29 protein-coding genes are annotated in these 25,516 nt (G+C 50.0%); 15 read left to right on the forward strand and 14 right to left on the reverse strand.

Going from position 1 to position 25,516, the window contains the following annotated elements:
* Positions 1–12: 12 nt before the first annotated feature.
* Together NST26_RS09505 and NST26_RS09510 are read left to right on the forward strand one after the other, a co-directional pair.
* A complete protein-coding gene (locus tag NST26_RS09505) occupies positions 13–690 on the forward strand; it encodes a response regulator transcription factor (RefSeq protein ID WP_036721658.1) in 678 nt (225 codons plus the stop codon).
* Positions 687–2,045: a sensor histidine kinase gene (locus NST26_RS09510; RefSeq protein WP_340954580.1), complete on the forward strand. Its 1,359-nt coding sequence runs from the start codon at positions 687–689 to the stop codon at positions 2,043–2,045. The genes NST26_RS09505 and NST26_RS09510 overlap by 4 nt, the downstream gene beginning before the upstream one ends.
* Here NST26_RS09510 and NST26_RS09515 read toward each other — a convergent pair.
* Both NST26_RS09515 and NST26_RS09520 read right to left on the reverse strand, forming a co-directional pair.
* On the reverse strand, positions 2,020–2,637 hold the full coding sequence (locus NST26_RS09515) for a TetR/AcrR family transcriptional regulator (RefSeq protein ID WP_340954577.1): 618 nt from the start codon (positions 2,635–2,637) through the stop codon (positions 2,020–2,022). The genes NST26_RS09510 and NST26_RS09515 overlap by 26 nt on opposite strands.
* Before the next feature lie 46 nt (positions 2,638–2,683).
* Entirely contained in the window at positions 2,684–3,874 is a 1,191-nt protein-coding gene (locus NST26_RS09520) for a pectin acetylesterase-family hydrolase (RefSeq protein WP_340954572.1), read from the reverse strand.
* A gap of 233 nt (positions 3,875–4,107) precedes the next feature.
* On the opposite strand from NST26_RS09520, the gene NST26_RS09525 reads away from it, so the two are divergent.
* The 5 genes from NST26_RS09525 (at position 4,108) to yidC (ending at position 7,791) form a co-directional block, all read left to right on the forward strand.
* On the forward strand, positions 4,108–4,659 hold the full coding sequence (locus NST26_RS09525; protein WP_235191728.1) for a papain-like cysteine protease family protein: 552 nt from the start codon (positions 4,108–4,110) through the stop codon (positions 4,657–4,659).
* 40 nt (positions 4,660–4,699) lie between these two features.
* The gene (locus NST26_RS09530; protein ID WP_340979067.1) at positions 4,700–5,464 is read left to right on the forward strand and encodes a hypothetical protein; all 765 of its coding nucleotides are present in this window, start codon (positions 4,700–4,702) and stop codon (positions 5,462–5,464) included.
* Between the two features lie 43 nt (positions 5,465–5,507).
* A complete protein-coding gene (locus tag NST26_RS09535) occupies positions 5,508–6,008 on the forward strand; it encodes a hypothetical protein (RefSeq protein ID WP_340954568.1) in 501 nt (166 codons plus the stop codon).
* A 236-nt stretch (positions 6,009–6,244) separates the two neighbouring features.
* A complete protein-coding gene (locus NST26_RS09540) occupies positions 6,245–6,592 on the forward strand; it encodes a hypothetical protein (RefSeq protein WP_340954566.1) in 348 nt (115 codons plus the stop codon).
* A 356-nt stretch (positions 6,593–6,948) separates the two neighbouring features.
* Positions 6,949–7,791, forward strand: a complete 843-nt coding sequence (yidC, locus tag NST26_RS09545; RefSeq protein ID WP_340954563.1) for a membrane protein insertase YidC — start codon at positions 6,949–6,951, stop codon at positions 7,789–7,791.
* Between the two features lie 90 nt (positions 7,792–7,881).
* Here yidC and NST26_RS09550 read toward each other — a convergent pair whose 3' ends face one another.
* The gene (locus tag NST26_RS09550) at positions 7,882–8,193 is read right to left on the reverse strand and encodes a hypothetical protein (protein ID WP_340954561.1); all 312 of its coding nucleotides are present in this window, start codon (positions 8,191–8,193) and stop codon (positions 7,882–7,884) included.
* 318 nt (positions 8,194–8,511) lie between these two features.
* Between NST26_RS09550 and NST26_RS09555 the strand changes: the two genes are divergently transcribed.
* The 3 genes from NST26_RS09555 (at position 8,512) to NST26_RS09565 (ending at position 10,987) form a co-directional block, all read left to right on the forward strand.
* Complete coding sequence (locus NST26_RS09555) at positions 8,512–9,240, forward strand: MerR family transcriptional regulator (protein WP_340954559.1); 729 nt, start codon at positions 8,512–8,514, stop codon at positions 9,238–9,240.
* Positions 9,241–9,256: 16 nt separating this feature from the next.
* Positions 9,257–9,862 carry a CPBP family intramembrane glutamic endopeptidase gene (locus NST26_RS09560; RefSeq protein WP_340954557.1) on the forward strand — a complete coding sequence of 202 codons (606 nt, stop codon included), beginning with the start codon at positions 9,257–9,259 and terminating at the stop codon, positions 9,860–9,862.
* A gap of 168 nt (positions 9,863–10,030) precedes the next feature.
* Positions 10,031–10,987, forward strand: a complete 957-nt coding sequence (locus NST26_RS09565; RefSeq protein WP_340954556.1) for a phosphotransferase — start codon at positions 10,031–10,033, stop codon at positions 10,985–10,987.
* A gap of 5 nt (positions 10,988–10,992) precedes the next feature.
* Here the strand turns inward: NST26_RS09565 and NST26_RS09570 are convergent, their stop codons facing one another.
* Entirely contained in the window at positions 10,993–11,439 is a 447-nt protein-coding gene (locus NST26_RS09570; protein ID WP_340954554.1) for a DUF6843 domain-containing protein, read from the reverse strand.
* 100 nt (positions 11,440–11,539) lie between these two features.
* Here NST26_RS09570 and NST26_RS09575 point away from each other — a divergent pair, with 100 nt between their 5' ends.
* Together NST26_RS09575 and NST26_RS09580 are read left to right on the forward strand one after the other, a co-directional pair.
* Positions 11,540–12,187, forward strand: a complete 648-nt coding sequence (locus NST26_RS09575; RefSeq protein ID WP_036721588.1) for a hypothetical protein — start codon at positions 11,540–11,542, stop codon at positions 12,185–12,187.
* A 141-nt stretch (positions 12,188–12,328) separates the two neighbouring features.
* Complete coding sequence (locus NST26_RS09580; protein ID WP_340954552.1) at positions 12,329–13,153, forward strand: class I SAM-dependent methyltransferase; 825 nt, start codon at positions 12,329–12,331, stop codon at positions 13,151–13,153.
* A 454-nt stretch (positions 13,154–13,607) separates the two neighbouring features.
* Here NST26_RS09580 and NST26_RS09585 read toward each other — a convergent pair whose 3' ends face one another.
* The 6 genes from NST26_RS09585 to NST26_RS09610 are packed head-to-tail and all read right to left on the reverse strand — an operon-like array spanning position 13,608 to position 20,306.
* Entirely contained in the window at positions 13,608–14,738 is a 1,131-nt protein-coding gene (locus NST26_RS09585; protein WP_339255115.1) for a YheC/YheD family endospore coat-associated protein, read from the reverse strand.
* The gene (locus tag NST26_RS09590) at positions 14,720–15,238 is read right to left on the reverse strand and encodes an N-acetyltransferase (protein WP_036721594.1); all 519 of its coding nucleotides are present in this window, start codon (positions 15,236–15,238) and stop codon (positions 14,720–14,722) included. Before NST26_RS09590 ends, NST26_RS09585 begins: the two co-directional genes overlap by 19 nt.
* 28 nt (positions 15,239–15,266) lie before the next feature.
* Positions 15,267–16,379, reverse strand: coding sequence for a YheC/YheD family endospore coat-associated protein (locus NST26_RS09595; RefSeq protein ID WP_076082954.1), 1,113 nt, complete (start codon positions 16,377–16,379; stop codon positions 15,267–15,269).
* The gene (locus NST26_RS09600; RefSeq protein WP_036721599.1) at positions 16,376–17,749 is read right to left on the reverse strand and encodes a YheC/YheD family endospore coat-associated protein; all 1,374 of its coding nucleotides are present in this window, start codon (positions 17,747–17,749) and stop codon (positions 16,376–16,378) included. The genes NST26_RS09595 and NST26_RS09600 overlap by 4 nt, the downstream gene beginning before the upstream one ends.
* Complete coding sequence (locus tag NST26_RS09605; protein ID WP_340954550.1) at positions 17,750–18,928, reverse strand: YheC/YheD family endospore coat-associated protein; 1,179 nt, start codon at positions 18,926–18,928, stop codon at positions 17,750–17,752.
* Between the two features lie 10 nt (positions 18,929–18,938).
* Positions 18,939–20,306: a YheC/YheD family endospore coat-associated protein gene (locus NST26_RS09610; protein WP_036721601.1), complete on the reverse strand. Its 1,368-nt coding sequence runs from the start codon at positions 20,304–20,306 to the stop codon at positions 18,939–18,941.
* 353 nt (positions 20,307–20,659) lie between these two features.
* Here NST26_RS09610 and NST26_RS09615 point away from each other — a divergent pair, with 353 nt between their 5' ends.
* Positions 20,660–21,001, forward strand: coding sequence for a YlbF family regulator (locus tag NST26_RS09615; protein ID WP_036691219.1), 342 nt, complete (start codon positions 20,660–20,662; stop codon positions 20,999–21,001).
* An 852-nt stretch (positions 21,002–21,853) separates the two neighbouring features.
* On the opposite strand, the gene NST26_RS09620 is transcribed toward NST26_RS09615, so the two are convergent.
* Complete coding sequence (locus NST26_RS09620; RefSeq protein ID WP_340954548.1) at positions 21,854–22,012, reverse strand: hypothetical protein; 159 nt, start codon at positions 22,010–22,012, stop codon at positions 21,854–21,856.
* A 121-nt stretch (positions 22,013–22,133) separates the two neighbouring features.
* On the opposite strand from NST26_RS09620, the gene NST26_RS09625 reads away from it, so the two are divergent.
* Together NST26_RS09625 and NST26_RS09630 are read left to right on the forward strand one after the other, a co-directional pair.
* Positions 22,134–22,418, forward strand: coding sequence for a hypothetical protein (locus tag NST26_RS09625; protein ID WP_340954546.1), 285 nt, complete (start codon positions 22,134–22,136; stop codon positions 22,416–22,418).
* A 307-nt stretch (positions 22,419–22,725) separates the two neighbouring features.
* Positions 22,726–24,060, forward strand: a complete 1,335-nt coding sequence (locus tag NST26_RS09630; protein WP_340979068.1) for a DRTGG domain-containing protein — start codon at positions 22,726–22,728, stop codon at positions 24,058–24,060.
* A gap of 122 nt (positions 24,061–24,182) precedes the next feature.
* Here the strand turns inward: NST26_RS09630 and NST26_RS09635 are convergent, their stop codons facing one another.
* From NST26_RS09635 to NST26_RS09645, 3 genes are all read right to left on the reverse strand, one after another.
* Entirely contained in the window at positions 24,183–24,485 is a 303-nt protein-coding gene (locus NST26_RS09635) for a YtpI family protein (protein WP_076082940.1), read from the reverse strand.
* 106 nt (positions 24,486–24,591) lie between these two features.
* Positions 24,592–25,095: a hypothetical protein gene (locus NST26_RS09640; RefSeq protein WP_036721608.1), complete on the reverse strand. Its 504-nt coding sequence runs from the start codon at positions 25,093–25,095 to the stop codon at positions 24,592–24,594.
* Positions 25,096–25,146: 51 nt separating this feature from the next.
* Entirely contained in the window at positions 25,147–25,467 is a 321-nt protein-coding gene (locus NST26_RS09645) for a YtrH family sporulation protein (protein WP_209993411.1), read from the reverse strand.
* Between the last annotated feature and the right edge of the window lie 49 nt (positions 25,468–25,516).

Genomic DNA, 25,516 nt, shown 5'->3' on the forward strand with positions numbered 1-25,516 from the left:
AGAAGGATGATCGTGGCTACTATACTGATCGCGGATGATGATGACAATATCCGGAAGCTGATGTCTCTATATCTGCGCAAAGAAGGGTTCGACCTCGAAGAAGCCGGGGATGGCACCAAGGCGATGTCCATCATTGAGAACTCGCATGTCGATCTTGTGATTCTGGATATTATGATGCCGGGACTGAACGGCTGGGAGCTGTGCCGGGAAATCCGGCGTACGGATGCCAACCTGCCCCTTCTCATGGTGACAGCCAAAGCGGAATCGGCCCACAAAGTGAAAGGATTTCAGCTCGGAACGGACGATTATCTGACCAAGCCCTTTGATCCGGTTGAGCTGGTCATGCGGGTAAAAGCACTGCTCAAACGCTCACTGGTTGTCACTTCCCAGTCCGTACAGCTTGGCAATGTGGTGCTTAACCGCCGGACTTTTCAGGTTACACGCGGTGGAATGCCGGTCACGTTACCTTTGAAGGAATTTGATCTTCTGTTTTTGCTGGTCAGCCACCCCAGGCAGATATTCACCAGAGAACAGCTGATCCAGCAAATCTGGGGTTTGAATTATGAAGGGGATGGCCGGACTGTGGATGTGCATGTCAGCCGGCTGAGAGAGAAATTCAGCGGCAATGGCGAGGGTTTTCATATCGAAACTGCCCGCGGTCTGGGCTACCGCCTGATCCCTGAGTCATGATCAAGACACTGTATGTTCGGGTCATTCTCACATTTCTCGGCATTATTGTCTTTAGTCTGATCTGTTCCTTTTTCATCGGCTTGTATGTATTTCAGAAGCAAATAAGCTATGAGGGACAGAACGAGATGATTACAGTGGGCAGGGAGATCATTCACCGCTATGATGACGCCAGGCCTGAAGATACGGATGAGTTCCTGAATAGTATGGTTAAGGTATCGGCGCATCCTATCCATTTGTACGACCGGTCGGGGGAACATACTTTCTATGGGCTCGCGGATAGTCCGGCTGTTACCATCACTCCCGGGGCTGTCCGGCAAGTGTTGCAGGGGAAGGTCTATCGTTCTTCCACGGAAGATAATGATACGTTCATTGGAATGCCCTTTATGCTCAAGGGGGAGTGGCGTGCGATGTTCCTGCAGTACTCAGCCGAGAACGAACATATCGTCAACCGTCTGGTACTCTTTGTGCTATTGCTCGTGCTGTTGCTGGGAAGTGTAAGCATTCTTATTGCTGCCAGATACCTGGTGGAGCCGATTAAGGCTTTGACGAATGCCACCCGAAGACTGGCCAAAGGTGATTTCGAGGTGGATCTCAGAATGAACCGTGTAGACGAGATTGGAGAGCTGACACAGAGCTATGTGGAGATGGCGGGAGAACTGAAGCAGCTGGAGCAGATGAGGCAGGATTTCGTCTCTAATGTCTCCCATGAAATCCAGACACCGCTTACCTCCATTTCGGGTTTTGCCAAGGCGTTGCAGAACAATGATTTGATTGCGGAAGAGGAGCGTAAGGACTATCTGGATATCATCATTGCGGAAAGTGGACGTCTGTCACGGCTGAGTGATAATCTGCTGAAGCTGGCTTCACTGGATTCCGAGCATCACCCCTTCTCGGCAGTCTCCTTCCGGCTTGATGAGCAGATTAGAACCATCGTGGTGACCTGTGAGCCGCAATGGTCAGCCCGTAGCATCGTTATCGATCTGGAGCTGCCGGAAGCGGTCTATATCATTGGCGATGAAGATCAGCTGAAGCAGGTGTGGATGAATCTGCTGGGCAACAGCATCAAGTTCACGCCTGAAGGCGGAAAGATCCGCATCCGTATAGATCACAATGCAGCAGAAGTTGCGGTCACGATCAGCGATAATGGCATCGGGATCTCCCCGGAAGAGTGGGGTGCCGTATTCCAAAGATTCTATACGATAGACAAGTCGCGGAATGGAAGTAATAACGGGAACGGCCTGGGACTGGCAATTGTCTCAAAAATCGTCTACCTGCATCAGGGCAGTATTGAGCTGGACGGTGCGGCAAAAGAGGGAACAACGATTATCGTCAGGTTGCCCGCACGCCAGCCATAATGAAATCCTTGAATTGCCGGTCCGCTGCCCGGTCTTCCTCCGTAACGGAACCGCCCCGCTGATGAGACAGAATAACGGCTTTTTGTAAATACATGAAATACAGGTGGGTGGACTTCTGCAGAAGATCCAGCCACTTTTTTTGATACTCTGGAGCCACCGCTGCTGTCTCAAGGTTGATGTACCGGGAATACCAGACCTCCATAGCTCTCTTGAAATCAGGCAGCTCCGCCGGATCCTTGGACAGGGTGCTAAAATACACTCCAAAAATAGCATCATAATAGATCAGTGCCTCGTGATGATCTTTTAATGCCAGATATTGATCCAGAATCTTCTCCAGGGAGGGAACAGGCCGGGCAAAATCGAAATCAAACAGCAGATTGCCAAACATCCGCTCCAGATTATCCACATAGAGCTTAGCGGCTAAATCTTCCTTGTCCTTATAATGAAGGTACAACGTGCGGCGGGAGACACCGGCTTGTCCGGCGATCTGTGCCATATCCGTACGTTCGATCCCCTGAGTACAGAATAGGCCCAGTGCGGCCTCCTTAATGAGCTCTTTGGTCATTTGCATTTGCTTTTCACGTAAATTCAATGATCTTCTCTCCTATCTTCCTGCGAAAATACCGCTGCTGCAAAAGCTACTCCTGAGCAGGTGCTGTTGTCCCCAAGAACTCGCTGCCTACCGAATAGCGCTTCTGCTGATTGACCGCATCCCCCAGCCACTTCACAAGCTTCACACCATCCTGCTCCGTCTGATAGAAGGTCTCCCGGGTGGAAAAAGTGTGCGGAGTTGTCCCGTTCTCAGCGTTCAGCCCGTAATCCGTCAGATAGTAATAATAATTAGGAACCGTTGCCGCTAGAGCAGCTACTGATTGCCGCATTTCCTCTGACCACTCTTTAATGAGTTTCTGGTCCCGTGGCCCGTTGTAATCGTTAATCTTGTTCTGAAAGTGGATCAGAATCTCATCATATACCGAGTATGCTTGTAAAAGCACCGTACCTGCAGGCAGCAGCCGGCCATCCGCCCGAAAAGCAGCCCCGATGATATCTGCCTCCGGCGCATACCCGAAGTTTGCAGTGAAATCCGAGTCCCATTCCTGCTCCATCACCTGCGGCCACTTGTCTGACTTCAGGAAGGAGCTGTCTGAATATTGAAAGATCTCCGAGTCTTTGTAATGAGAGGCGATTTCGGGCGCCCAGAAGGCGGACCCGAATCCGCCAGCACTTTCGCCTGCAATCAGCAGCTTATCGGGTTTAGCCACGTTCGCATAGATCCAGTCGAGGCTGCTGCGCACATTAGTACGCCCGTTATACCGCATGGTGAAGGTGCTCCCGTCCTCACGCGAATACGTAGCGGCGCGGTTACCAATGTGGAAGTCACCTGTGGAATAAGGGAGGTAGACCACATTCCAGCCGTGAAAAGGATTATCCGGTTTGTCCGTATCCATCATCCCGCCCAGCAAAGTCAGCATATAGAACGGAATGTCAGCGAAATAGTTGCCTGTATCCCCGCCTTTAATAAAGTTCATAATTTTAATAGGATGTGCAGCGCTCCGGGCATCCCAGCTGACCCCGCCGCCGGAAAAGAAGATGATCCAGTTGTTGCTCTCACCGGTCTTAGTCCAGATGAAATACTCCGATCCATCACTGGAAAGGGTATTCCCGCCCAGCTTCACCTTATTCCACTCGTAGGGCTTCGCTTCTGCGATTACGGGGATAGTGGTCACCGGCCGCTGGATTACGAAGGCGTAGACCGCAATAATGGCTATGACAACAACGCTCAACAATCCAATACCCGTAAATATCGTGATTTTCTTCATTCTGCTCATCTCATCGCCCCCTTACTAGAAGTATACGTCTAGTTAACTAATTGCACAAGGTGTATACTTAAATCTGATGAGACAAGCTGAAAATAAGCTTTTGGCGGACTGTTAAATCTATGATTATCAATATAAAAGCTTTAATTTAGATATTCCAAATATAGTATTTTATGATAGTATTATCTACAGTTCTGTCGGCCGATAGATCAATACTCCAAGAGGGATTTGAAAAAGTGAAAAAAATGAAATTGAAATCGCTGTCAATTCTGTTTAGTTCGATAATCTCCGCTTCTCTATTTGCAGGCAGCGTATACGCCGCTTCTGGAGCCCGTATTCATGACGTAACCTCCCAAGTACAACAGGGCAGCTATCTGTGCTGGGCGGCTGTATCCAGCATGGCTGGACAATATCTGGGGAAATCCAGCGCCACCCAGCAAAATATAGTGAAGGCTGCAAAGGGCATATACATGGACACGGCCGGGACGGTCTACGATGCCCAGGCAGGACTTGCCGCCTATGGCGTAAGCTCATCTGCATCACTAAGTGTGCCGTCGTACAATAGTTTAGTCAGCAATATAGATACTTACTCCAATGTTCTTGCGTTCACGAGCAAGGCTGGCTCGAGTATTGGCCATGCCTTTGTAGTTAAAGGGTATTACTACAACACCACTAACAATATTCAGAACTTATATTATATTGATCCGGCAGATGGTTCGAGCAACGTTCAAGGCTATTCTACGTTCAAGAGCAATTCCACTTATAAGTGGGTTAATACAGTAAACAATATTAATTGAAATTAATGATCTAATACAAACAACAATTGGAGGGCTTTTTTTGAAAATTCGTGCGTTGCTATTAACCGCTGTCCTGGCTCTATCACTGGCTGGAAATGCGGCATATGCCGATTCTGGTCTTGAGAAGGCTGGGGCAGAGATCAAAGGGGCCATTGAGCAGGAATATAAAGAGTATTATGCGGATAGCCTTGAAGCCCAGAAGAATAACTTTCATGGTACGGGCAAAACAAGCTTTCATGAGGCCACTCTGGGGGAAGGAATCCCCTATTACCAGTTGAATGTCCATGACAACTCCATTTCACATGAAATGGCAGGTTATAAATTTCCTCTTTATCTGGAAGAGGCCCAGGTTGGAGTGATCGAAGCTACACTGGAGTCAGGGGCATGGACCATCTATAACATCAGTAATCATAATGATTTTGACAACACCGTGAAGCGGCTGGAAGCAGAGTATGCCGGAAAGGGCACTGTAGAGCTTATTGACGACAAACGCTACGAGCTGGATTATCTCTATATAAACAATGAGGTTAACGAGACCTATATTGATTTAACGAATGAGCAGAATATCAGTCCTTCAGAGGTTAGGGATGCGGTTAGCGAATCGGCAGATGCCTTGAATTCTATGAACCGCAATTCCAATGAAGGGGCAATCCTGGTGGGTGGTGGCCATCATGCTGCTTCTTCTGACGGAGGGCATAACTCTTTAATTACAGCTATCGTCCTGTTCGGACTATCTCTTGTCTTTGCTGTCCCGCTTGTAATCTCCGCTGTCCAGAGAAGAAGAGCCTCAGACGTATTGCAATGAGATTGGGACGAAACGAATGAACCGGCTCATAGGATTATTCCTAATGCTTAGCCTGGCACTGCTGGTCATAATGGGATGCAGCAACAAGGGGGGCGCCGCCGAAGGTGAGACTGACGAGCAAATTGCCGCCAGATATGTTGAGACTCTTGGTTACAGGATCGTTGACCCTGCAGGAGAAGTTGCCCAATACACATTGGATCAGACCATGCTTGAGAATCTGGATTACATGCAGCTCTGGTCGGTGCAGAAGCAAGAACCTGATGCCTATTTCGGCAAAAAAATCATAACTTACCGATTCCTCGTAGAGAATCATCCCCTGGAACAGCAATATCCCCCGGACGAATACAGGATTGCCGTAAATGTCATGCTTGCAGATCATGAGGTCATAGGCGGAACCTCGGGTCCGCTAAGCATAATCAAGAATCTCATCGTGGCCGGCGGAGAGTACTCCATCGAAGGGAAGACGCTGAAGGAGATCAAAGGGCTGGATTATTCGCAGTGGCTGGAGCATTGGAAGGAGAGCTATGGGACTGAAGTGAAGTGAAGATAGTAAAAAGGATGTTAAGAGTGTGCATACACTCTTAACATCCTTTTTAAGTTAATGTATTAACGAGTTCCACCTCAGCAATCTCTTGAACTGTATAGAAATCATTTGATTGAAAAGCTTTACTCAAGGCCGGAGTGAATTTAATATGGCGGTTTTTATGACTTCCTTGTTTAAATTACGATATAATTATCCCTAAGATTACCAATGGAATGATAAGAACCTGGAGGGATTGTATGACACTATCCAAATGCCTCAAGCTTCCAATGATATTGTTATTTGTCTTGATCTTATGTACAGCCTGCCAAAGTCATAAGGAGCCAGGAACGAGCGGCTATATTTCGTTAAATGAATTAGAGAGCTTAGCGGACAAGGGAGCCGCACTGAATTGGAGCGATTTTGACAAGTATCCGTATGAGGATATCGGTTCAGGAGTGTATATAAGGAGGTACCCCATCGAAGGGGAACAACAGCTGTTAGTTAGAGGGAAAAGCCTGGAAAAACCACCTGAGCAAATTTCTATTGTGGATCAAAAGGGTGAGGAGCAGGATGTGCTGCTATGTGTCAATCTAACGTGCAGATAAGTGAAACGACAACGTCGATCTAACGTATGAACTGTATTCAACTTTATCCCATATTGCTCATACGGAGGTGAACCTGGCTGGAGCATTTTTATGACTTGGTTCAATTGGCGTTCTCAATCGCACTTATCTATTCCTTAGTATCATTTCCATTTGCCCATTTTTCTGTACGGGAGATTCACTGGGATCATGACATTGCTGCAGCGGGTTCAACTTGGTATGTGGCTGTCAGACTCTCGCAACCGAGCAGCATTCAGCGTTGGATCATACGTACTGCCAGACGAAGAGAAGCACCGGATGAAGAGGACAATGGTCCTTCCCCACATTGATATTCTTACTTTCAATTAGGGAGGACAACGATGAAAAAGATCATTCGGCTCCAACCATGGGCCAAGCCCATTCTCGTCCTGTTGATGGCAGTTATTCCGGTCATTATGCTTAGCGGGTGTTCGACAGCAGCCCAAGCAAACTCGATTACTGCTGATTCAACAGGGATATTCAATCACTTTTTTATTTATCCGTTATCATTCCTGATCAAATTCTTCGCCGATGCATTTCACGGAAACTACGGATTATCTATCGTGCTGATGACGTTCATCATAAGACTTGCGATCATGCCGCTCATGATGAATCAAACCAAGAAACAAATGGACATGAAAGAGAAGATGACCGTCCTCCAGCCGGAGTTAACTGCACTTCAGGAGAAGTACAAGAACGACCTTAGTGTGGATGCAAAAAAGCAACAACAAGCCGAGATGATGCAGCTCTACCAGAAGCATCAATTTAACCCCTTAAGCATGGGCTGTTTACCGATGCTTCTCCAATGGCCGATCACTCTTGCATTTTACTATGCCATTCGCCGTACCCCGGAGATTGCCGCTCACGATTTTTTGTGGTTTAGCTTGGGGCAGACCGATATGATTTTGCCGTTTATTGCTGCTGCGGTGTATTTCGTTCAGTTCCGCTTGTCGCAATCCGCTTCCGCACAGAATCAGCACAATCCAAATAACCAAATGGCTTTCATCGGATTGTTGTCACCGGTTATGATGGGTGTATTTTCTTTTGGGATGCCTGCTGCGCTAACCTTATATTGGGTGGTGGGCGGTATCTTCATTATCGTGCAGACGATCCTACTGAATAAAATGTACACGAAGCCAAATGCAGCAGGTAAAAACCTGCCTACAGGTGTAGAAGAATATTAAAATTCGATAAACCAACAGCAGTCTAGGACTTTGTAGTTCAAGACTGCTTTTTTCGTATTTCGACAGAGAAATTGGAATCCGAGGATCAGATTACATTCCCTCAATCGCTTGAACAGCCAGCCTCAAAGCCTTAATTCTCCGCTCCAAAAGCGTTCTTTGTGGACTGCCCGCCTTTGACTTGGCATAACTGTTCTCCACTGAAGGGGTTAAACCAGTGAGAACCTTGCCGGTCTCTGCTAAATCTTCATGTGTATATGAATGAGGCTTTTGATTCCAGACATTTTCCAGAACCGCTAAACCGATGGATACAGCATGGAGCCGTTTGGTTACCAGGGTAGTATTGGCGCCACTTTGAGTCATTTGGGACAAAGCGCTCTCAAGTTTTTTGACTGTGGATTGCATAGAGGTTATGGATTCTAATTAATCTGCATTAGATACATTTTCCATGTACACTATCCTTTCGTTGCTTCTGAATTTATAATTCATGCGAGTTTTTATTTCATAAGCTCATCGGGATAACTCAGACTATTAACCGACTCGCCGTCGCCTACAGGGTGACCGTGGATCATTTGATCGACATCTATTTTTTGTTGTATGTTTTTCCCATTAACCTGCTTGAAAGAACATTCCCGAAAGATGTGCTTGCGAAGGACGTAACGTCACAGTCTACTATAGACATCATAAGAGGTCTTATTAGAGAAAAGCAAAGGAGGGTATTCGTTGGAGCTTACAATAGGGAAATTCGCCAGCGCTGTCAATACAACGATAAGGACGCTTAGACATTATGAGCAACTTGAGCTGCTTGTTCCGGGTAAGCGAAATGAATTCAATCAGAAAATATATACCAGGGATGAATTGAAGAGATTCTACAATATCCAGCTGCTCAAAAGCTTGAACCTGCCTTTAGACGAAATTAAACAAAGGCTTGAAGAGCCGGAGTATTCTTTTAGCGACATGTTAGAGGTTCAAGAAGCAATGCTTCTCGATAAGAGAGATAGAATAAACGAGTCTCTCGATATGATAACCAGAATCAAGAATCTAATCCACGAGGCCGGTGACTTAACTACTGAAGATCTTATGTTACTTATGAATTCTATCCGGTTAGAAGAAGATCAAAGAGTGATATTAAATCAATATTTCTCAGCAAACACGGTAGATACTATAATGCCAAAAGGTAAAGCTCAACAATCCGAATTAGATAGGTTGAATAGGAGACTGTTATCTTTCTTCCGAGCAGCAATCCAAAATGAACTAACCCCCGAAAGTCACGAAGTACAGAGAGAATTAAAAGGACTGTTAGAAAGGGTACCTGTAGCTATAGATGAGCTGTCTGATTCAAATCAGTACCTGGAACAACAGCTGGACATCTATAAAAGCTTATTGCCTGTTGATGTGGTGGAGTTTGCAGGACAAGCGATCCAAGTGTTTTATAAAAAGGGTAATGAATAAAGGGGTGACTTTAGGTATGAGTTCGTTAAGTTCGAGACAGCATTATAAGCTATTGCTGCAAATCTTGCTGGGATTAACACCGTTTTTAATATTGGGTCTGATCCTTATTGGGATTTTTAGGTGGGGAGAGATCATGCCCTTTATGGTTTCGCTGTTTGTCCCGGATGAGATCTCTTATCTTTCAGTCACCTTACTGGGCTTGATCGTCGGTACGACTATAGTATTAATTAGCATAGGTCTCATCATAAAAACAAACACAGAGCTTCCTCCATCGCAAGGTGCGGAAATGATCAATAAATTATTGAAGACTCCAAGCGGTATTGCCGTTAGTTCACTGGGGGGAAGCTTTTTTGAAGAGTTTTTCTTCAGGGGTGTATTAATAGGGTTGTTTATTGGTTATAGGCCGATCATCGACGGAGTCGTCATTCTTATAAGCTCCTTTCTATTCTGGATCATACACGTACCGCAATATAAAGGCATTTATGTAGCCTACGCTATCGTATTTATTAATGGGCTGGTCTGTGCTTTATTGTTTTATTATACGGGTTCCTTGATTCCTGCCATCCTTGTACATGCGATTTACAATCTTGGAATAGGGATTTATTTTATAAAAAGAAGCTAGAGGATAGTTAGAGTAATTGCATCGGATTTTAATTTATTTTTTAGCTAATGAACTTTAATTATAAGGCCAAGGTGGTAGGTTTATTTGAGACATGATATGCTCCTCGCTGCGCAAGGTTTAGCTGATGTACTAGGGCTAGGAAAGGTCCTTCATTTGGAGCAAGGGTCCATGACAGAAGACGAAAGCGGGTGGTCTGGTGCGGAAGTGCGCCGCGTAGGAGTTACTTATGAAGAGGGTCAAAGGGGAAGTATGATCTTTAAAGAAGCGGCCTTGAAAGAACGCCTGGCGATGGAACGGTTAACTGACCAGGGACACCGGAACACGCCAGCAGCCTTTTCACCGGATATCGAGACAGATGAGCCTAAGTGGATGGCGATGGAGGACTTGGGGAGAATCAAGACACCTCCGCCTGGCCCAAATTGGACATCGAGGGTTGCAGAAGCACTGGCAAAAATCCATGCCCGTAATCTGCGTAGAGGTTCTGAGATGCCGTGGCTTCCCCACGCTGACCGTAAGTATTGGGAGGATTATTTCGTTACCCAATTGACTGTGGACCATTTTGAAGCGTGTGCTGAGCAAAACCCGGATTTTTGCCAGGAATTTGGCGCTTATCTGCCATTACTGCGTGAGAAAGCCAACATTTTTGCCCGTGATATGGCTTCTTTGTACAGTGAGAAGAACAGTCTGACTCTTACGCATGGGGATTTACAATCGGTGGATGGTTCACATGTCCATTATTATAAGGGAGAGCCGTATATTATTGATTTCGGCTTCTGCCATTACGCCCCTTTTTATATAGATCTGGTCGGTTATTTCAACCATGAGGATGCCAAAATGTATTACAACGAACTTATCGCAAACGGTGTCTCCCTCAGCTATGCTGATTTTTATGAAAGATTGAGGGCTGCCTTTCGTTACAGTGGGTTGATCTATCTATACCCCAGTATCAATCAATGGTCTTCCGGGCCTACGGAATTAACGGGCAAGCGTCTGCTTCAGATGTTGAAAATTATACTTACCGGCGATTTCCCTGAGCGTAAGATAGATTACTCTAGCCAGCTTTTCTCAAAGCTGCTTAAGGAGCATAATAGCGGTACACTTCATCTATGCAGTCAAGCGGATTAAACTCCTTATTTCATTAGTTCAACAGGATAGTCAGGATCAGGAGTATTTTTAAGCTCAGCTTCTGTTCCTACAAAAAAACTCTGCACCGTAGGCCCCTCGATTTTACCGGAACTACTAACCGACTCGCCGTCGCCTATAGTGTGACCGTGGATCATTTGATCCACATCTAATTTTTGCTGCTTATTTTGTTCATCATAGTAATAAAATTCTTCGAAAGATATCCCATATTCAACATCTGGAGTGGATGTTTTTAATACTCCAGATTCAGGAATGGTAAAAATGTTTCTCCCATTAGCCTGTTCGATAGCGGTAAACCCCTCTTGATTATAAATAATCTGGACCCAACCCACATAGTTGTTTGGAATAAGATATGTATTTAGATTGCTTTTATTCGAGCTGCAGGATGCAAGTATCAAAATTAACGGTATTAGTAGCAAAAGTGTCTTTTTCAATTTTTTTACCTACGGAATTTAACATTAATATATAAGATTCATAGGGAGAACCCGATAATTATAAGTGAAGGAAAAAAATTCAATTTAACCGGAGAATACAATGATAATGAGTTTGTTTTTTGTTGCGTTAAGCGCAGCCATGGGTGTAGGCGTTTGGTTTTTAGTTATAGGGATAGTCTTTTCTATTGGAGGTGGGGACCTATACATAGTAACACACTATGATTCTTTATTTTTTTACGCTACCCTTTTGTTGTTATGCATTATAGCCTATCTTTTTTTTGCAAAACACTTAATGGAAAAAGAACTACCCCTTTTGCTTGCTATTTGTTTTGGGACCACCGTTATTTTCTTTTTCATTGCACCTTGGCTTGCCGAAGCAAAATCATCAGTACAGCGAGAACTTTCTAACATTAGCTATTCGAATCATGAAAAGTTTATGGAAAAAGTAGAGGTTATGATAGACCAAGAAAAACTGCCGTATTCAGTTAATGTTGATAAGAGCAGGGAAAGATTCAAGGATATAAGAAGTACTAACATTATTGTATTGAATAAAGCTTCCTACAAAGATATTTCAATAAACGATATGGAAAAATTACTCGCTATGACGTATGGAGAAAGGGTTAGGCTTGGGATTTTAAATGAAAATTATGAAAACCTGATGATAGATTTGGTAATAGATACAGATAAGAGTGTTAGTTACTGTGAACCGTATGAAATATGCGAGGATTTAGGGTTAGAGATTAAATAATCCATTACATAAAAGAAACACATTTATAATTTAGAGGGCAGGTGAATTAATGCGGAACCTCATATGCTCATTGCCGGAAGGAGAGTATGATCTTGAAAGAACGCTTTTTGATCCTATTCTCGAAAGGTGCCGTGCAGATTAATGAACAGGGATGAGTTATTTTCGCATGTCCAAAAATTTTCTGAAGACCAGTACTCCAATGAACACCGCTTGAATGCAAGAATACAACTGTATCAGTATTGTGAACATAAGAAGGATTGGCATGAATGGGTATTTGAGCATTTGGGACTTACCAAGGGTCTGAAGATTGCAGAAATCGGTTGTGGGACCGGTGTGTTGTGGGAAAAAAACATGAGTAAATTACAATCCAAATCGGAAATTGTCTTGACTGATGCTTCAAGAGGAATGGTAGAGACGGCAAAAGGGAGTATTAATGATCCCCTAAATCGGTTTCACTATGAAGTCGTTGATGCTGAGAAGATGCCTTGGCCGGATCATTCATTTGAAGTTTTGATTGCGAACCACCTGCTGTACCATTTTCAGGACCACAGGAAGATTTTCTCTGAAATCAACCGCGTATTGGTTCCTAATGGAACGGCGTACGCCTCAACTGTAAGCGCGAACAATTATAGAGAACTATTGCAGCTCATATTAGAGTTTGACGGCAGACTGTCTTTCTTTAACGAAGCCGTTAAAAACTTCAACCTGGAGAATGGCCAGGATATCCTCGGCAAATATTTTAAGGTAACAGCCCAATACGTATTGCAAAATGATATTGTCATACAATCGGCTGCGCCGCTCATTTTATATGTGGCCTCCTATTTTAGCGAAGACCAATTACATATCCTGACCGACAGGTTCAATGAACTCTGCGATTATTTAGAAGGAACTCTTGAACGTTCGGGAGCACTGCGTATCACCAATCAAAATGTTTTATTTCAATATCAAAGAGTTTCAACAGGATAGTCAGGATCAGGAGTGTTTTTAAGCTCAGCTTCTGTTCCTACAAAAAAGCTCTGCACCGTAGGCCCCTCGATTGTACCGGAACTACTTTTAATACTCCAGATTCAGGAATGGTAAAAATGTTTCTCCCATTAGCCTATTCGATAGCGGTAAACCCCTCTTGATTATAAATAATTTGCACCCAGCCCACATAGTTGTTTGGAATATAACGGACCAGAGAGATCTTATCCCCGCGAAAACGCCACTTTTTGCAGTTTAACGGACTCAGTGGCGACCTTAGTGTCTCTCTATGAGACGTTTCGGAGCCGAAGTGCTAAGGATAAGGCCTTTGAAGTCCGTTACTCGCCCAAATGACGAATTTCTTCCCGAATAAGAGCGCCTCAGTCCGTTACGCCAAGCCAAGCACCTCTCCGCATATCCGGAGGGGCGCTTGTCGTTTATAGATTAATAATAACCCCTACTCCTCAACCACCTTAGAAGAACTAGGCGTGTTCTTATTCTTATACACCCACATCGCGTACTCCAGCGGGCGGACCAGGGCTTTGCGGTAGGTGCTGTTGTCGCCGGAGCGGGCGAAGACCTCGCGGGCGGGCTTGGGGTTGACTTCCAGTACGTAGATTTTGCCCTCGCGGTCAATGGCCAGATCCAGGGCCAGCTCGCAGAGGGCGCCGAAGCTGTCTTCGAGATAGGCGGCAGCCTCGATCCCCAGCTTCTCGGCAGCGCGCATGGCCTTGTCGGCACGCTCTTCGCTGCCGAGCCACTGCTTCAGCAGCGTCTCTGCCTTCATGGCATGCCCGCCGCCATGCAGGTTCGAGGTGACGCTGCGGGCGGCGCCGACCCGGCCGGCCATGCCGGTGAACTCCCAGTCGCCCTGGCCGTTCTTCTGCACCAGCATCCGGTAGTCGTGGAACCGGCCGCTGGGCAGCCGCAGCGGGATGCCCTGCTGCACGAGGAATTTACCGCTGATGCACCACTGGCGGACGATGGTCTCCAGCCGGTTCAGCGACACCTTGCGCGGGGCGATGATCTGGCGGCTCTGGCGGCGTCCCTGGATATCGAAGAGGGACTTGCCTTCACGCTGGCGTTCGATCCGCAGGATGCCGCGCCCCCCGGTGCCGTTAATCGGCTTGATGTAGACGACGGGGCTGGATTTCAGCATCCGGTGCAGATCGGCAGAGGACTGGTAGAGCAGCGTCTCCGGCATATGGGGCCGGAAGCGGCTCCGCTGGGAGAAGGTCTGATGCACCGTCCATTTATTGCGCAGCGGGCGGTTCAGGAAGGTCAGATGGTCGTACCGCGCACGGAAGCGCAGCAGCTGCTGGAAGCGCTGGCTGCGCTGAATCCGGCAGCGGTCATAGATCATATTCGGGAAGGAGCGCCATTTGCGCGACCATACTCCGCTTTTGACATCATAGACCATGGCATTGATCAGGTCCTTGCTGACATGTACATCTGCCGGGGTGAACACAAAGACATCCAATCCAATCCGGCTGCCTTCAATAATCATCCTCCGGTATACACTCTTCTCTTCGAGCTGCTTGGCGTCGTTCAGATAGAGGGTGAGGATGCCTAGGACGGGCTCTGGCATAGGAGCTCACCTCCTTGCGGGAGAATGGCGGGATCAACTGCGCTCCCCGGGGAACGCAAGAGCAGGGTGGGCTTGCCTGTAGGGCCGGTGACCAGATCAACAGCGGAAAGGCCGATGTTGAAGCACATCTTGAGGCTGGCTGCATTGTCGCAGGCGACATGGCATTCCAGATGCCCAAGGCGCTCCAGCTGTGCAGCAAGCAGGGCTGTGCCCGTATGCCTGTTCCGGTACAGGGGGTGTACGGCGACTACACAGGCCTCCTTGCCGTAGCCGGAGACGAAGCTGACGCCTGCGAGCTGGCGGCCGTTCTGACCACGCACCGTGGCAACGAGCAGGGAGACCCCCGGCAGGGCGAGCTGATCCGGTGTCAGCCGGGCCAGCCTCCTGCATCCGCGAAGTGTAATCCGCTGCTCCCCATACTCCCTCAGGAACTCAAGCAATCCGTTTCGCCTGGATTCCCACTGTACGGGATTGCTGTCGTAGAGTGAGGATATCTGCATGGTGTCACTTCCTTTGACGGGTAATGGATTATTTGGATTGGCGGGACAGATGATTGCCGTATTGGAAAATGCGTTCGAGTGACAGCTTGCGGATTGCCGGCTCGTCGAACTTCATCGGGCGGGAATTGGCTTCAAAAAACCATACTCCGCCTTCTTCATCGACCCCAAGGTCCATCGACATCTCGCCCAGCATGCTGGATGAAGCCCGCTCAATCTGCCGGGCCACCAGCAGCGCCGTGGTAGAGACATTCTTCAGGATAACCTCTGCCTGCTCGGGCCCGAAGGTTCCCTCCAGCATGCTGGAGGGGTCTTCAATGCTGCCGCCGCGCGGAACATGGGTGGTGATGCTGCGGGCCCCGGCCAGCCGGGCGCCGATGCCGGTTACCGCCCAGGCGCCCCGGCCGTTTTTCTGCAGCAGCACCCGCAGATCGAAGGGGCGGCCGCGGTGTCCGGCAAGCACGATCGCTTGCTGGACAATATAGCGGGCGGACCCTTTTTCCCGGCCGATTCGTGCCCATAGCCGTTCGACAGACGCTGCTTTGTAGGTGGTGTTTTTTTTGCCGCTCTGAATCTGCAGCCGGTAGGGAAGGAGAGTGTCAGGCCGGTATCCCAGCCGCATGATGCCTTTGCCCGCCTTGCCTTTCTCCGGCTTGAGATAGAGGCTCTCGTGATTCTTCAGCATCGCGGTAAGGGTCGCTGCGCTGCGCAGGCGGCGGGTTTTGGGCACATGCCTCGAGGTGGCCTTGGATTCCTTGAGCCACTCGAAGAGGTTCCATTTATTGAAGAAGCTCGGATTGTACAGCGAGATCTCGGGATGCTCCAGGCACTCGGCAATTTTGCGCGCGACCGGTGCCTTCTCCTCCTCCTCGCGGTTGGGAATCCGGTTATAGATGACCTGCGGCAGCGGAACAGGAATGGCGTACCAGAGCTTTCCGCTGGCGGAGGGCACGTAGCCGGTCACGGTCTGTTCATTCAGCTTCAGGTCACGGACCGTAATGACATAGACCATATAGCCCATTTCTCTGCCGGTACGGATAATGTCGCGAAAGTTATTGCGGTTACCGCGGAACTGCTTAAGCCGGTCACTGGTGGTCAGAATGGCGATTACGGGCTTGCTGGGATCGGGTATCCGGCTGTTCACAAGTCATCCCTCCTGCGGAATTTGCTGAGATACAGACAATGCTCCAGGATGTGCTCAATGGAAGCTTTGCCCTCAGCGCGCAGGGAGGGGTGGCGGAAGATAGAGCGTCCCGGTTTGGCATTGGCCTCGAACATCCAGATATCCTCATCCTGGTCAATGCCGAGGTCGAACCCGATCTCGCCGAGCAGATGGCGGTGCTGGATCTCCAGAGATTCGGCTAGCTTGACGGCAGTGGTCTTGGCGCGCTGGAGGACCTCATCTGATCTGGCCCCGAACACACGGCCGAGGGCCTGCTGAGGGGTCAATAGCGCTCCGCCGTTCTTCAGATGGGTGGTGACACTGCCCCGTCCGGCTTTTTTGGCCCCGATTCCGACGACGACCCATTGATTGCTGCCGTTCTTGTGCATGTGGAAGCGGAAATCAATCGGGCAGTTGTCAATCTCAATAAGGCGGATACCCTGCTGGACCACATAGTTCTGCATGCTCTGCCCATGGCGTCCCCGCAGCATACGCATCAGGCTGTCGAAGCTGGTGAAGCGCAGCAGCACATTCTTGCCGCTCCGGCGGTACCGGGCGAAATACCCTTTCTTCGGCAGGTAGGTCAGGCGGTAGATGCCGTGTCCCAGGCTGCCAGCCGAGGGTTTATAATAGACGAAGTGGTGACGGTCGAGCATATCCCGCATTTGTTCGGAGCTGGGGTTACTGTGCGTTTCAGGCACGAAGCGGTTCGCTGCCCCGTCATTTTCCAGCAGCCGGTAGACATCCGATTTGTTGAAAAAGCTCCAGTTGAAATACGGAATCTTCTTGCGTCCGAAGCGCTCGCGCAACTGGTTGATGTAAGGAGAGGTCTCAGCTCTGCGGCTGGGCAGGCGGTTATAGACGACATCCGGCAGGGGCACCAGCTTGCGCTCGAATCGGCCGCTTGCCGTCAGAAAATATCCGTTGACCTGTTCCTGCTGCCAGTCGATATCGCGCGGCATGAAGGCGAAGATGTAGCATTTGTTGCTGCCTTCGCGCAGCAGCTGCTTGATGAAGCCGGTGCGGGAGCCGAAGGGCTGCGCAGCAGAAGCGGGTCCGTCTGAGAGCACACCGACCAGCGGCCCGAGCTGCACCTCGTCATTCTGCAGATTGCGCAGGTAGATGCCGCCGGACTTCGGGACCTTGATGGCGCTTTTGACGCCCGAGGCCAGGAAGAGGTGCTTGCCGGCACGCTTGATCGGCTTGATCGTGGCCGGGATGGCATCTTTTCCGAGGCGCAGGCGGATATTTTTCTTGCCGGATAATTTCAGGCTTCTCATCAGTTCACCCGAGACATATACTACTCGATCAGGCTGCTTGGTGAAATGGACATTGCAAAAAGTGAGACCCATTTATGAATCCTCCTTTGGAACCATAGATATCATTCTCCCGTGTGAACGGAGCTGCCCGGGAGGCAGCTTGTGATGGCTGCTTGAGCTAAGCAGCAGATGGCGCGCATAGCGCAGCGGGTTCTCGGCGGCGAGTCTAGCAGCCCGGCGGTCACCCGTCAGCCGGAACACCGTGCGCCCTGGCTTGGAATTGGCTTCCAGCAGATAGATTCTTCCTCCGGCATCGATACCAAAATCCAGGCCCAGCTCTCCGAGTCTTCCGCAGGATTCTTCCAGCAGCGGAGGCAGGAGCGCAGACGCCAGGGTCAGCTCCTCCAGCAGGTCTCTTCCTGCCGCGCCGTATTCATCCAGCAGGAAGGGGAGAGCAGGAACGGCCGTGCCTCCGCCGTGCAGATTGGAGGTCAGTGATCCCCGGGTGCCGAGCCGGACGGCCATGCCGGTCAGGGTCCAGGCACCAGTGCCGTTCTTCTGCATCAGCACACGTACATCGAACGGCTGTCCTCCGCTGCCGGTGAGATGCAGGTAAGGCTGTATGATATAGCGGTGCTGGCCGATGAAGCGGCCGATCCAGTCCAGACCTTCGTCCAGCGTACCGAAAACATTTTGAAAAGGTTTGTTATCCCGGTCTCTGCCCCGCACCTTCACTCCGCCGCCTTCGCTTCTGCCGAGCAGTACAGCGTGCAGGGTGCGCTTGCCGTGGGAGCCGGTCCGGGGCTTCAGAAAGACGCCGTATTCCCTTCCGGCGAGCATATTGCCAAGCGCTTCGCTGCTGCTGTATAGCTCAGTTTCCGGCAGCAGGGGGGCGGCAGCGGGGCTGCGCCGCAGAATCTCGTAGACTCCCCATTTATCAGGAAGCCCGCGTGACCAGGGCAGACAGCGGGTCAATACAGACAGGGCAGCGGAAGCTGCCCTTTTCTCCTCCGGTGTCCGGTAGAAGCAGCGGTTATAAAGAATGTCGGGCGGCGGAGCCTGCGCAGGCTCCCATTGTCCGTTCTGCCATTGATATCCGCGGACATATGAGCCGTCCGCAGCCACATCCTCCGGATGAAAAACAAGGACCTTCAGCTCATACAGCGGGGCCGCACGGCAGAGATGACTGCAGAACTCCGGCTCTGCGATGGGAGGAATCCCGTGGCGACGGCCTGTCATAATGCCAAGGAACCCCATTGCTGTTGTGGTCATGATGTCCTCCTTATAATCCGGCCAGATAACGGCAGTATAGAATCATTTGTTTGACTGAGGGTCTGATTTTCTGATCATTCAGGGGTGTGTTGTCGTTCTTGGACGGCTTGGAGTTGACCTCCAGCAGCCAGATCCGGCCGGATTGGTCAAGTGCAAGGTCGATGCCGAGCTCCCCGAAATGGGCGGGAATGTAGGTCTCAACCCCTCTTGCAATGGCCAGCGCCGCTCGGGGCAGCTGAATCTGAGTGCTCTCTTTGACACCGGCCGGAAGACTGCTTTTGCCGACGGCTTCCTTGACCGTACTGAGCGTGCCGCCGCGGGCAAGATTGGAGACGAAATGATTGCTTCCGGCGGTCCGGGCCACGATGGAGGTGACGCCCCATTTGCCGGTGCCGTTCTTCTGTACCAGTGCCCGGAAATCGACCGGACGCCGTCCCAGCTCCATCAGGGAGAGACCCTGCTGGATCTGGAAGCGGGTGGTTTTCATCTTGGGGGCAATGGCCTGAAATAGCTTCGCCAGACTGGAATAGCTCTGCTTGCGTGTGCCCATCGGAGTGGTGGACAGCAGCTGGTAGCCGCCGCCTGCCTCTTTGGAAATGCGCAGAATGCCCTTGCCCAGGCTGCCGCGTACCGGCTTGAGGAACACACTGGGGTAGCTGCTGCACATTTTTTTAAGTATGGCGAGGCCGTTCAGGGCATGCGATTCGGGCAAGTACCGCTGCAGGGCGGGGTCCAGAGCCAGCGCCTCGAATACCTCTGTCTTGTCTAGGAACTTTTCGTTGAAGAAGTGGGTTCCGTAGCGGGATTTTACATCTGCCAAAAAATGCTGTACGCTAGGTTTATTCTCTACCTTTCGCGTGGTCAGCCGATTGTTGATCACATCGGCAACAGGAAGACTCAGCTTCCGCCAGCCCTCATCGTAGACCCAGCCCTGGATGGTAGTGGTGCGTGATTCCAGCGCTTCCGGGGTGAAGAAATAGACATAGGCGCCTTGTGCATGACAGGCATGAGTCAGCTCCCGGCAGAACATGGTGATCTGGCCGAAGACCCGCTCCGGCTGTTCGGGATGGTCCCGGCTCACCAGGACGCCAATCATCGGCCCCAGACGCAGAATGCGGCTGCCGGTGCTGTAGGAAGCGTTAAGCGTCAAGCGCTGTCTTAAGCCAAGCCGCCGGCCGAGTGCCTCACTTACACGCAGGCTGTCGGATTTGGGGACAGGAATTACAGTAACCTCCTGCCGGAAAGAGCCGAAGTTCAGCTGAATGGTTCCGTGCGCCGGTATTTTGAGCCTCTTCATGGATTTGTCGCCTAGCATTACAGCATTTTCCTGCAGGATGCCCGAGTGGACCGTTTGAACCGGGATCTTTAGCTTAGACATCGTGAATCTCCTTCCGGTAGGCAAGCATGGTGCCGGCAATATGAATCTTGAGGGTTACATATCATTCATCATATGGAGACATCTGACCCTTGGTGATTGACCTATTCCCGAAAAAGCCGTGCCGGGCGGATTAATATCGCCGGCAGCCAGGGGGCTGGCAGGCGCACCCTGGACCGGAGGGCGGGAGCACAGAAGGAAGTAGGCGTGCCCGGGAGGAACTTGCGCGGCTGTCAAATTTGGGCGCGTACAGCCCCCGGGCTGGCTGCTGGACAGGCATAGATCCGCTGCCTGCTGGATGAGCGGGGGCTTTTGAAGCGAAGCAGAGACGAACATTATTTGGAGGAGGAAATAGAATGAACGTGATTGACAAGGCGCATGAATTGGCGCGTGCTATTAAAGACAGCAGTGAGGTATCTGATATTACCAGTGCAATGAAGGTGATCGAAGCAGATCCGGAGAGCAAGCAGATGCTCGACAACTTCCGCCAGAGCCAGATTGAGCTGCAGCAGCGGATGATGAGCGGGGACATGCCTCCACAGGAGGACATGGAGAAGATGGAGAAGCTCTTTGAGGTGCTTAACCTGAACCTCGGCATCCGCCGTCTGTTCGACGCAGAACGCCGCCTTAGTGTGGTCATCGAAGACGTGAACAAAATCATCACAGACAGCCTGTCCCAAATGTACGGCGCACAATAAGCACCGGCAGCGCATCAGGGATTCTCTGATACAGAAAAAGGGTGATTTCAGGGCCATTCGGCTCTGGAATCACCCTTTTAGTCTAGTGCAGCATCCGCTTAAAACTGTAAGAATGAACCTCAGGGTGTTAAAGGCTGAACATGAACATCGAGCTACTATTAGACTGATCCTGCACCCGTTACCGACTTCTTCTTCTTACATTCAGGTAGTTGATTGTATTTCCTGCAATAGAAAATGCATTACTGATCGTAAAATGAGATTCTATTGTATTTCATACAGTGGAATGTTGTGTTTTGGGTGAAAAATGGCCTTTTTTCAACATTCAATTGTACCGAATACAATAGATTCTATTTCGAAGCCTTTTTTACAGCATTCCATTGTACAAAATGCAGTTGCTATCGTGCCAACGCCTACTGCATCCTAATGACTGCTGCGGGATTGAGCGCTGCCTCATTAAGGTCCGATAATGGTCATATTCACAATATTTAATCTGATGCAGTACTAGTAGTACAGCAGGTTTAAACGTGTGAGAACGCCTATAACCGCTTGCCGAGAGTTGGCTGTGTCCTAGTTAAGGTGTAGTGGGGATGCGTAATTGCAATCTGTACAACTAAATCGTCTGATTTACTCTCAAATATCCATTTAGCTGTATTTCGTGCAATTAAAATGCCTCTATACCTGGATTTTTGCCCATCCGGGCAAATTTAGTTGTACAGACTACACTTAGAAGAGGAAAGTCTTCCTTTTCACAATTTTTAATTGCACAAAATACACCTATCTCTGAACGTTCGCTTCGAACGCAACTTCGCACATTTAGCACGTTTATGAAATGATTTCATTTCTTGCAATCCGCTAATCCTGCTTGCCCTCTACCAGACACAGCAGAATAGTAGCAGCCATCCCGAGACGGCGGTCCAGCTTGCCGTGGGTGTCCTTTGAGAAATCGGCAGTGATTTTGGTGACAAACGGGTTGAAGTTGTACCGGAAGGCAGGCAGGCTAGAACCTGCCAATAATTAAAAACCTCCCTGCTGAAAAATTACGCAGCTTGTCTCATATTTCAGGACGCAGGTTCATAGAATAGAGATATAGATTCATTCTAACAATCCTGTAGAGCGAAGGAGCGGTCCTGCAATGAGAAAAAGAAGTAAATTCAAACATTCTGTGTATCTGCTGGTTGCCCTGGCCATGCTGTTATACGCGCTGCCGAAGCTGTCTTTTCAGAATGGTTCCGGCTGGGTGCTGGGCTTCGGTCTTGTCTGGTGTGTCTTCGCATTCCTGGTTATTGCCTCACATCTGCATTTTATTATCGGAGTGGATGAAGAGAAGCAGAAGCGCCTGGATGCCGTCCGCAAGGCCAAGCTTGCAAAGTGGCAGGGCCAGTGGAACGAAGAAGGCCGGGTGTCGCAGAGATCATAGTTCCTGGATTAAGCTAACGGTGCAAAAGTACCCCCTGTTTGCCTGTGCGGCGGACCGGGGGTTACCTGTGCATGCCACTTTTGCCGGGAGTAACGTACGTGGTGTTATATATATATTCCCGGCTGTACTCATTGATGTCATTCCTGGGAAGGCCCGTTCTTTCCGCATACCTCCCATACATTTATAATGGCTTGTCATAGAGCTGTCATAACTTTTGAAAGATACAGTGTAACCTGTTGTACTCCGGTGTGCCCAGCATGTATAATGGGTACAGAATAGTACAGATCGGGGTATGGGGGTGTAACAGTTGGAAGGTCAAGGAGATAATATCACAAAGCATGAACAACTGCTGCAGCACATTGAGAGTCTGAAGGTGGGAACCAAAATCTCCGTCCGCAAGCTGGCGAAGGAGATGGGGGTCAGCGAAGGTACGGCTTACCGTGCAGTGAAGGAAGCGGAGAACCTGGGGATCGTCATTACCAAGGAACGGATTGGCACAGTCCGGGTGGAGAAGAAGCCGCGCAATATTTCCGAACAGCTGACCTTCGGGGATGTCGTAGATATTGTTGAGGGGCATGTGCTTGGCGGAGCAGAGGGTCTGAACAAGCACCTTCATAAATATGTGATCGGTGCGATGAAGGTCGATGCCATGATCCGGTACATCGATGCCGACAGTCTGCTGATCGTAGGGAACCGCGATGATGTGCACTCGCTTGCGCTGGAGCAGGGGGCCGGGGTGCTTGTAACGGGGGGCTTCGGCACCAGCCGAGAGGTAAAGGCACTGGCTGATGAGCTGGATCTGCCGGTGATTTCGTCCAGACATGATACGTTTACGGTGGCTTCGATGATTAACCGTGCGATCTTTGACCGGCTGATCAAGAAGAAGATCATGCTGGTAGAGGATATTGTGGAGGGCAAGCTGCGCCTGAATACACTCAAAATCTCCAGCACTGTAGGCGAGCTGCGTGAACTGTCGCAGACCAGCGGCGAGCAGCGGTTTCCGGTCACGGATGAGTGGAACCGGGTTATCGGAATTGTAGGCCGGCGTGATGTGGAGGATCTCAGCGAAGGGCAGAGCATCGAGAAGGCGATGGTGCGCAGTCCGGTTACCGCTGCACTTCAGACCTCGCTGGCTTCGGCGGCGCAGATTATGATGTGGGAGGGGATTGATTTTCTGCCCATTGTGGACCGCAACCGCAAGCTGGTAGGGTCGGTCACCCGGCGTGAAGTGCTGCAGAGCCTGCGCGACGCCAGTAATCAGCCGCAGCTTGGAGAGACGTTCGATCATCTGATCTGGAACGGGTTCGCGGATGAGCGGGATGAGGAGGGAAGACTATTCTTCCACGGCTTCATTACCCCGCAGATGGCGACTGATCTGGGAACGATCTCGGAAGGAATTCTGTCCACCCTGATGACCCTGTCCGCCTTCAAAGCAGCCAAGGACATCACCGGGAATGACTATGTACTGGACAATATGTCAACCTATTTCATCCGTCCGGTACAGATTGAGCATTCGATCACCGTCATGCCGAAGCTGCTGGAGATCAGCCGCCGCACCTGCAAGCTGGAGATCGAGATCAGCTATATGGATACCATTGTAGCCAAGGCCGTTCTGATGCTGCAGTCAATTGACCATGGGTAGCTGGATTAGCGGGTAATGACGGGTGAATAACGATTTTCGCGAAAATATCTAAATAGACCAGGCTGTCCTGCAGGCGATCAGGAGGGGCAACTGGTCTATTTGTATGGGCGGCGGCTGAACCCTCAGCTTCCGCTGCGCATCCGGCTGTAGTAGCTGAAGCTGCGTAGTCCCGAGAAGATATTGAACAGGCCCAGCAGCAGAAAAGCAGCCTCAATGACCACGTTAAGCGTTGAGCCGCGGAAGATGAACATTGACATTAGTGAAAGCGTGACCAGCATTCCGCCCAGCAGCATATTCATGATTGAGCGCCTAGTGCCTTGTATGAGCGGGTCGGCGGTTCTGCGGGAAGAGATGCTGTACGCGGCGGCGCATACCATGAAGATAACGAGCAGGGCAAACAGCAGATACTTAATGAACATAATCATGAACGGACAGCTCCTTTGTGGAAGACCGGGCAGTCAGCGTAGCCTCAGCCGGGCACTCTGTATCCTGTGATTGTGATTTGTCCACTATTGTATCATGATTTGCGCCTCAACTGCGCTTATAAGGGCTGATTTCCACCCAGATTTGCAGCACGCCCTCCATCACCAGCATGGTGCGGATTTTGACGGTGTATTCCTTCTCGCGGGCCAGATAGATTTTGCTGTCCAGCAGCAGACGCGCCAGCTTGCCGTCGGAGTCGATATCGAACATGCTGCGTCCGCGCAGCGGCTCCAGATCGCCTGCCAGCTTGCTGAGGACCTCCTTGGCTATCACCGGGTCCAGTGCCGCCGTATTATCCTTGACCTTGCTGCCCTCGGTACGCACCTTAATCTCACGGATGACGGTGGAGGTGTTGTTGTATTTTTTGAGCGTCAGAATGTCTTTCCGGTTCTGTTCAATCTCCAGCCGTAGAGCCTGGTTATTGACCCAGAGTATGTTATAGCCCATATGATAAATGGCGTTGTACAGGGCGGCTCCCACAATCATCCCCAGCACAAACACAGCAGCAATCTGCGAGAAACGGCGGTAGCGGTCAAACGGCGGAAGTCGCATGTAACTTTTCACCCCTTGGTCTATAGGCATTTGGTTGGAGGCGTGATGGTTCTACTTGCCGCAGACCCACTTGACCAGCTCACTGCCCATATGAGCACCCAGGAAGGCGAACACCAGATAGAGAATCTGCTTGATCGCCGGGGAGAGATTGCCTCCCAGCATATTGCTCTCAATGACCCGCATCGGGTCGATCGTTCCGCCTACGGCGGCAGCCAGTGCCCATATCTTAATCCGGTCTGCGATTTCCAGCATGGTATCGGTTGGCGGCTGAAGAGAGACGACGGCGCCGATTCCGCCCAACATCGCTCCGCCCAGCACTATGCCGAACGCGATGAAGAAGTCGAGGACGGCCTTGCTTAAGAAAATATCCATGAAAAGCTCCCTCCTTAGATCAGGCGGCTGCCTGGCTTTTGCCTGTCCA

Source organism: Paenibacillus sp. FSL R7-0128 (genome assembly GCF_038002245.1).
In the GTDB taxonomy this organism is placed as follows: Bacteria; Bacillota; Bacilli; order Paenibacillales; family Paenibacillaceae; genus Paenibacillus_AQ; species Paenibacillus_AQ silagei.

What these genes read in the sequence shown, in the direction of transcription:
- NST26_RS09540 (WP_340954566.1), top strand. Translation starts at nt 6,245, where the DNA reads ATGACACTATCCAAATGCCTCAAGCTTCCAATGATATTGTTATTTGTC.
- NST26_RS09625 (WP_340954546.1), top strand. Translation starts at nt 22,134, where the DNA reads ATGAGAAAAAGAAGTAAATTCAAACATTCTGTGTATCTGCTGGTTGCC.
- NST26_RS09615 (WP_036691219.1), top strand. Translation starts at nt 20,660, where the DNA reads ATGAACGTGATTGACAAGGCGCATGAATTGGCGCGTGCTATTAAAGAC.
- NST26_RS09605 (WP_340954550.1), bottom strand. Translation starts at nt 18,928, where the DNA reads ATGACCACAACAGCAATGGGGTTCCTTGGCATTATGACAGGCCGTCGC.
- NST26_RS09610 (WP_036721601.1), bottom strand. Translation starts at nt 20,306, where the DNA reads ATGTCTAAGCTAAAGATCCCGGTTCAAACGGTCCACTCGGGCATCCTG.
- NST26_RS09575 (WP_036721588.1), top strand. Translation starts at nt 11,540, where the DNA reads ATGATAATGAGTTTGTTTTTTGTTGCGTTAAGCGCAGCCATGGGTGTA.
- NST26_RS09560 (WP_340954557.1), top strand. Translation starts at nt 9,257, where the DNA reads ATGAGTTCGTTAAGTTCGAGACAGCATTATAAGCTATTGCTGCAAATC.
- NST26_RS09580 (WP_340954552.1), top strand. Translation starts at nt 12,329, where the DNA reads ATGAACAGGGATGAGTTATTTTCGCATGTCCAAAAATTTTCTGAAGAC.
- NST26_RS09525 (WP_235191728.1), top strand. Translation starts at nt 4,108, where the DNA reads ATGAAATTGAAATCGCTGTCAATTCTGTTTAGTTCGATAATCTCCGCT.
- NST26_RS09535 (WP_340954568.1), top strand. Translation starts at nt 5,508, where the DNA reads ATGCTTAGCCTGGCACTGCTGGTCATAATGGGATGCAGCAACAAGGGG.
- yidC (WP_340954563.1), top strand. Translation starts at nt 6,949, where the DNA reads ATGAAAAAGATCATTCGGCTCCAACCATGGGCCAAGCCCATTCTCGTC.
- NST26_RS09565 (WP_340954556.1), top strand. Translation starts at nt 10,031, where the DNA reads ATGACAGAAGACGAAAGCGGGTGGTCTGGTGCGGAAGTGCGCCGCGTA.
- NST26_RS09590 (WP_036721594.1), bottom strand. Translation starts at nt 15,238, where the DNA reads ATGCAGATATCCTCACTCTACGACAGCAATCCCGTACAGTGGGAATCC.
- NST26_RS09600 (WP_036721599.1), bottom strand. Translation starts at nt 17,749, where the DNA reads ATGGGTCTCACTTTTTGCAATGTCCATTTCACCAAGCAGCCTGATCGA.
- NST26_RS09550 (WP_340954561.1), bottom strand. Translation starts at nt 8,193, where the DNA reads ATGCAATCCACAGTCAAAAAACTTGAGAGCGCTTTGTCCCAAATGACT.
- NST26_RS09520 (WP_340954572.1), bottom strand. Translation starts at nt 3,874, where the DNA reads ATGAGCAGAATGAAGAAAATCACGATATTTACGGGTATTGGATTGTTG.
- NST26_RS09635 (WP_076082940.1), bottom strand. Translation starts at nt 24,485, where the DNA reads ATGATTATGTTCATTAAGTATCTGCTGTTTGCCCTGCTCGTTATCTTC.
- NST26_RS09640 (WP_036721608.1), bottom strand. Translation starts at nt 25,095, where the DNA reads ATGCGACTTCCGCCGTTTGACCGCTACCGCCGTTTCTCGCAGATTGCT.
- NST26_RS09645 (WP_209993411.1), bottom strand. Translation starts at nt 25,467, where the DNA reads ATGGATATTTTCTTAAGCAAGGCCGTCCTCGACTTCTTCATCGCGTTC.
- NST26_RS09510 (WP_340954580.1), top strand. Translation starts at nt 687, where the DNA reads ATGATCAAGACACTGTATGTTCGGGTCATTCTCACATTTCTCGGCATT.
- NST26_RS09585 (WP_339255115.1), bottom strand. Translation starts at nt 14,738, where the DNA reads ATGCCAGAGCCCGTCCTAGGCATCCTCACCCTCTATCTGAACGACGCC.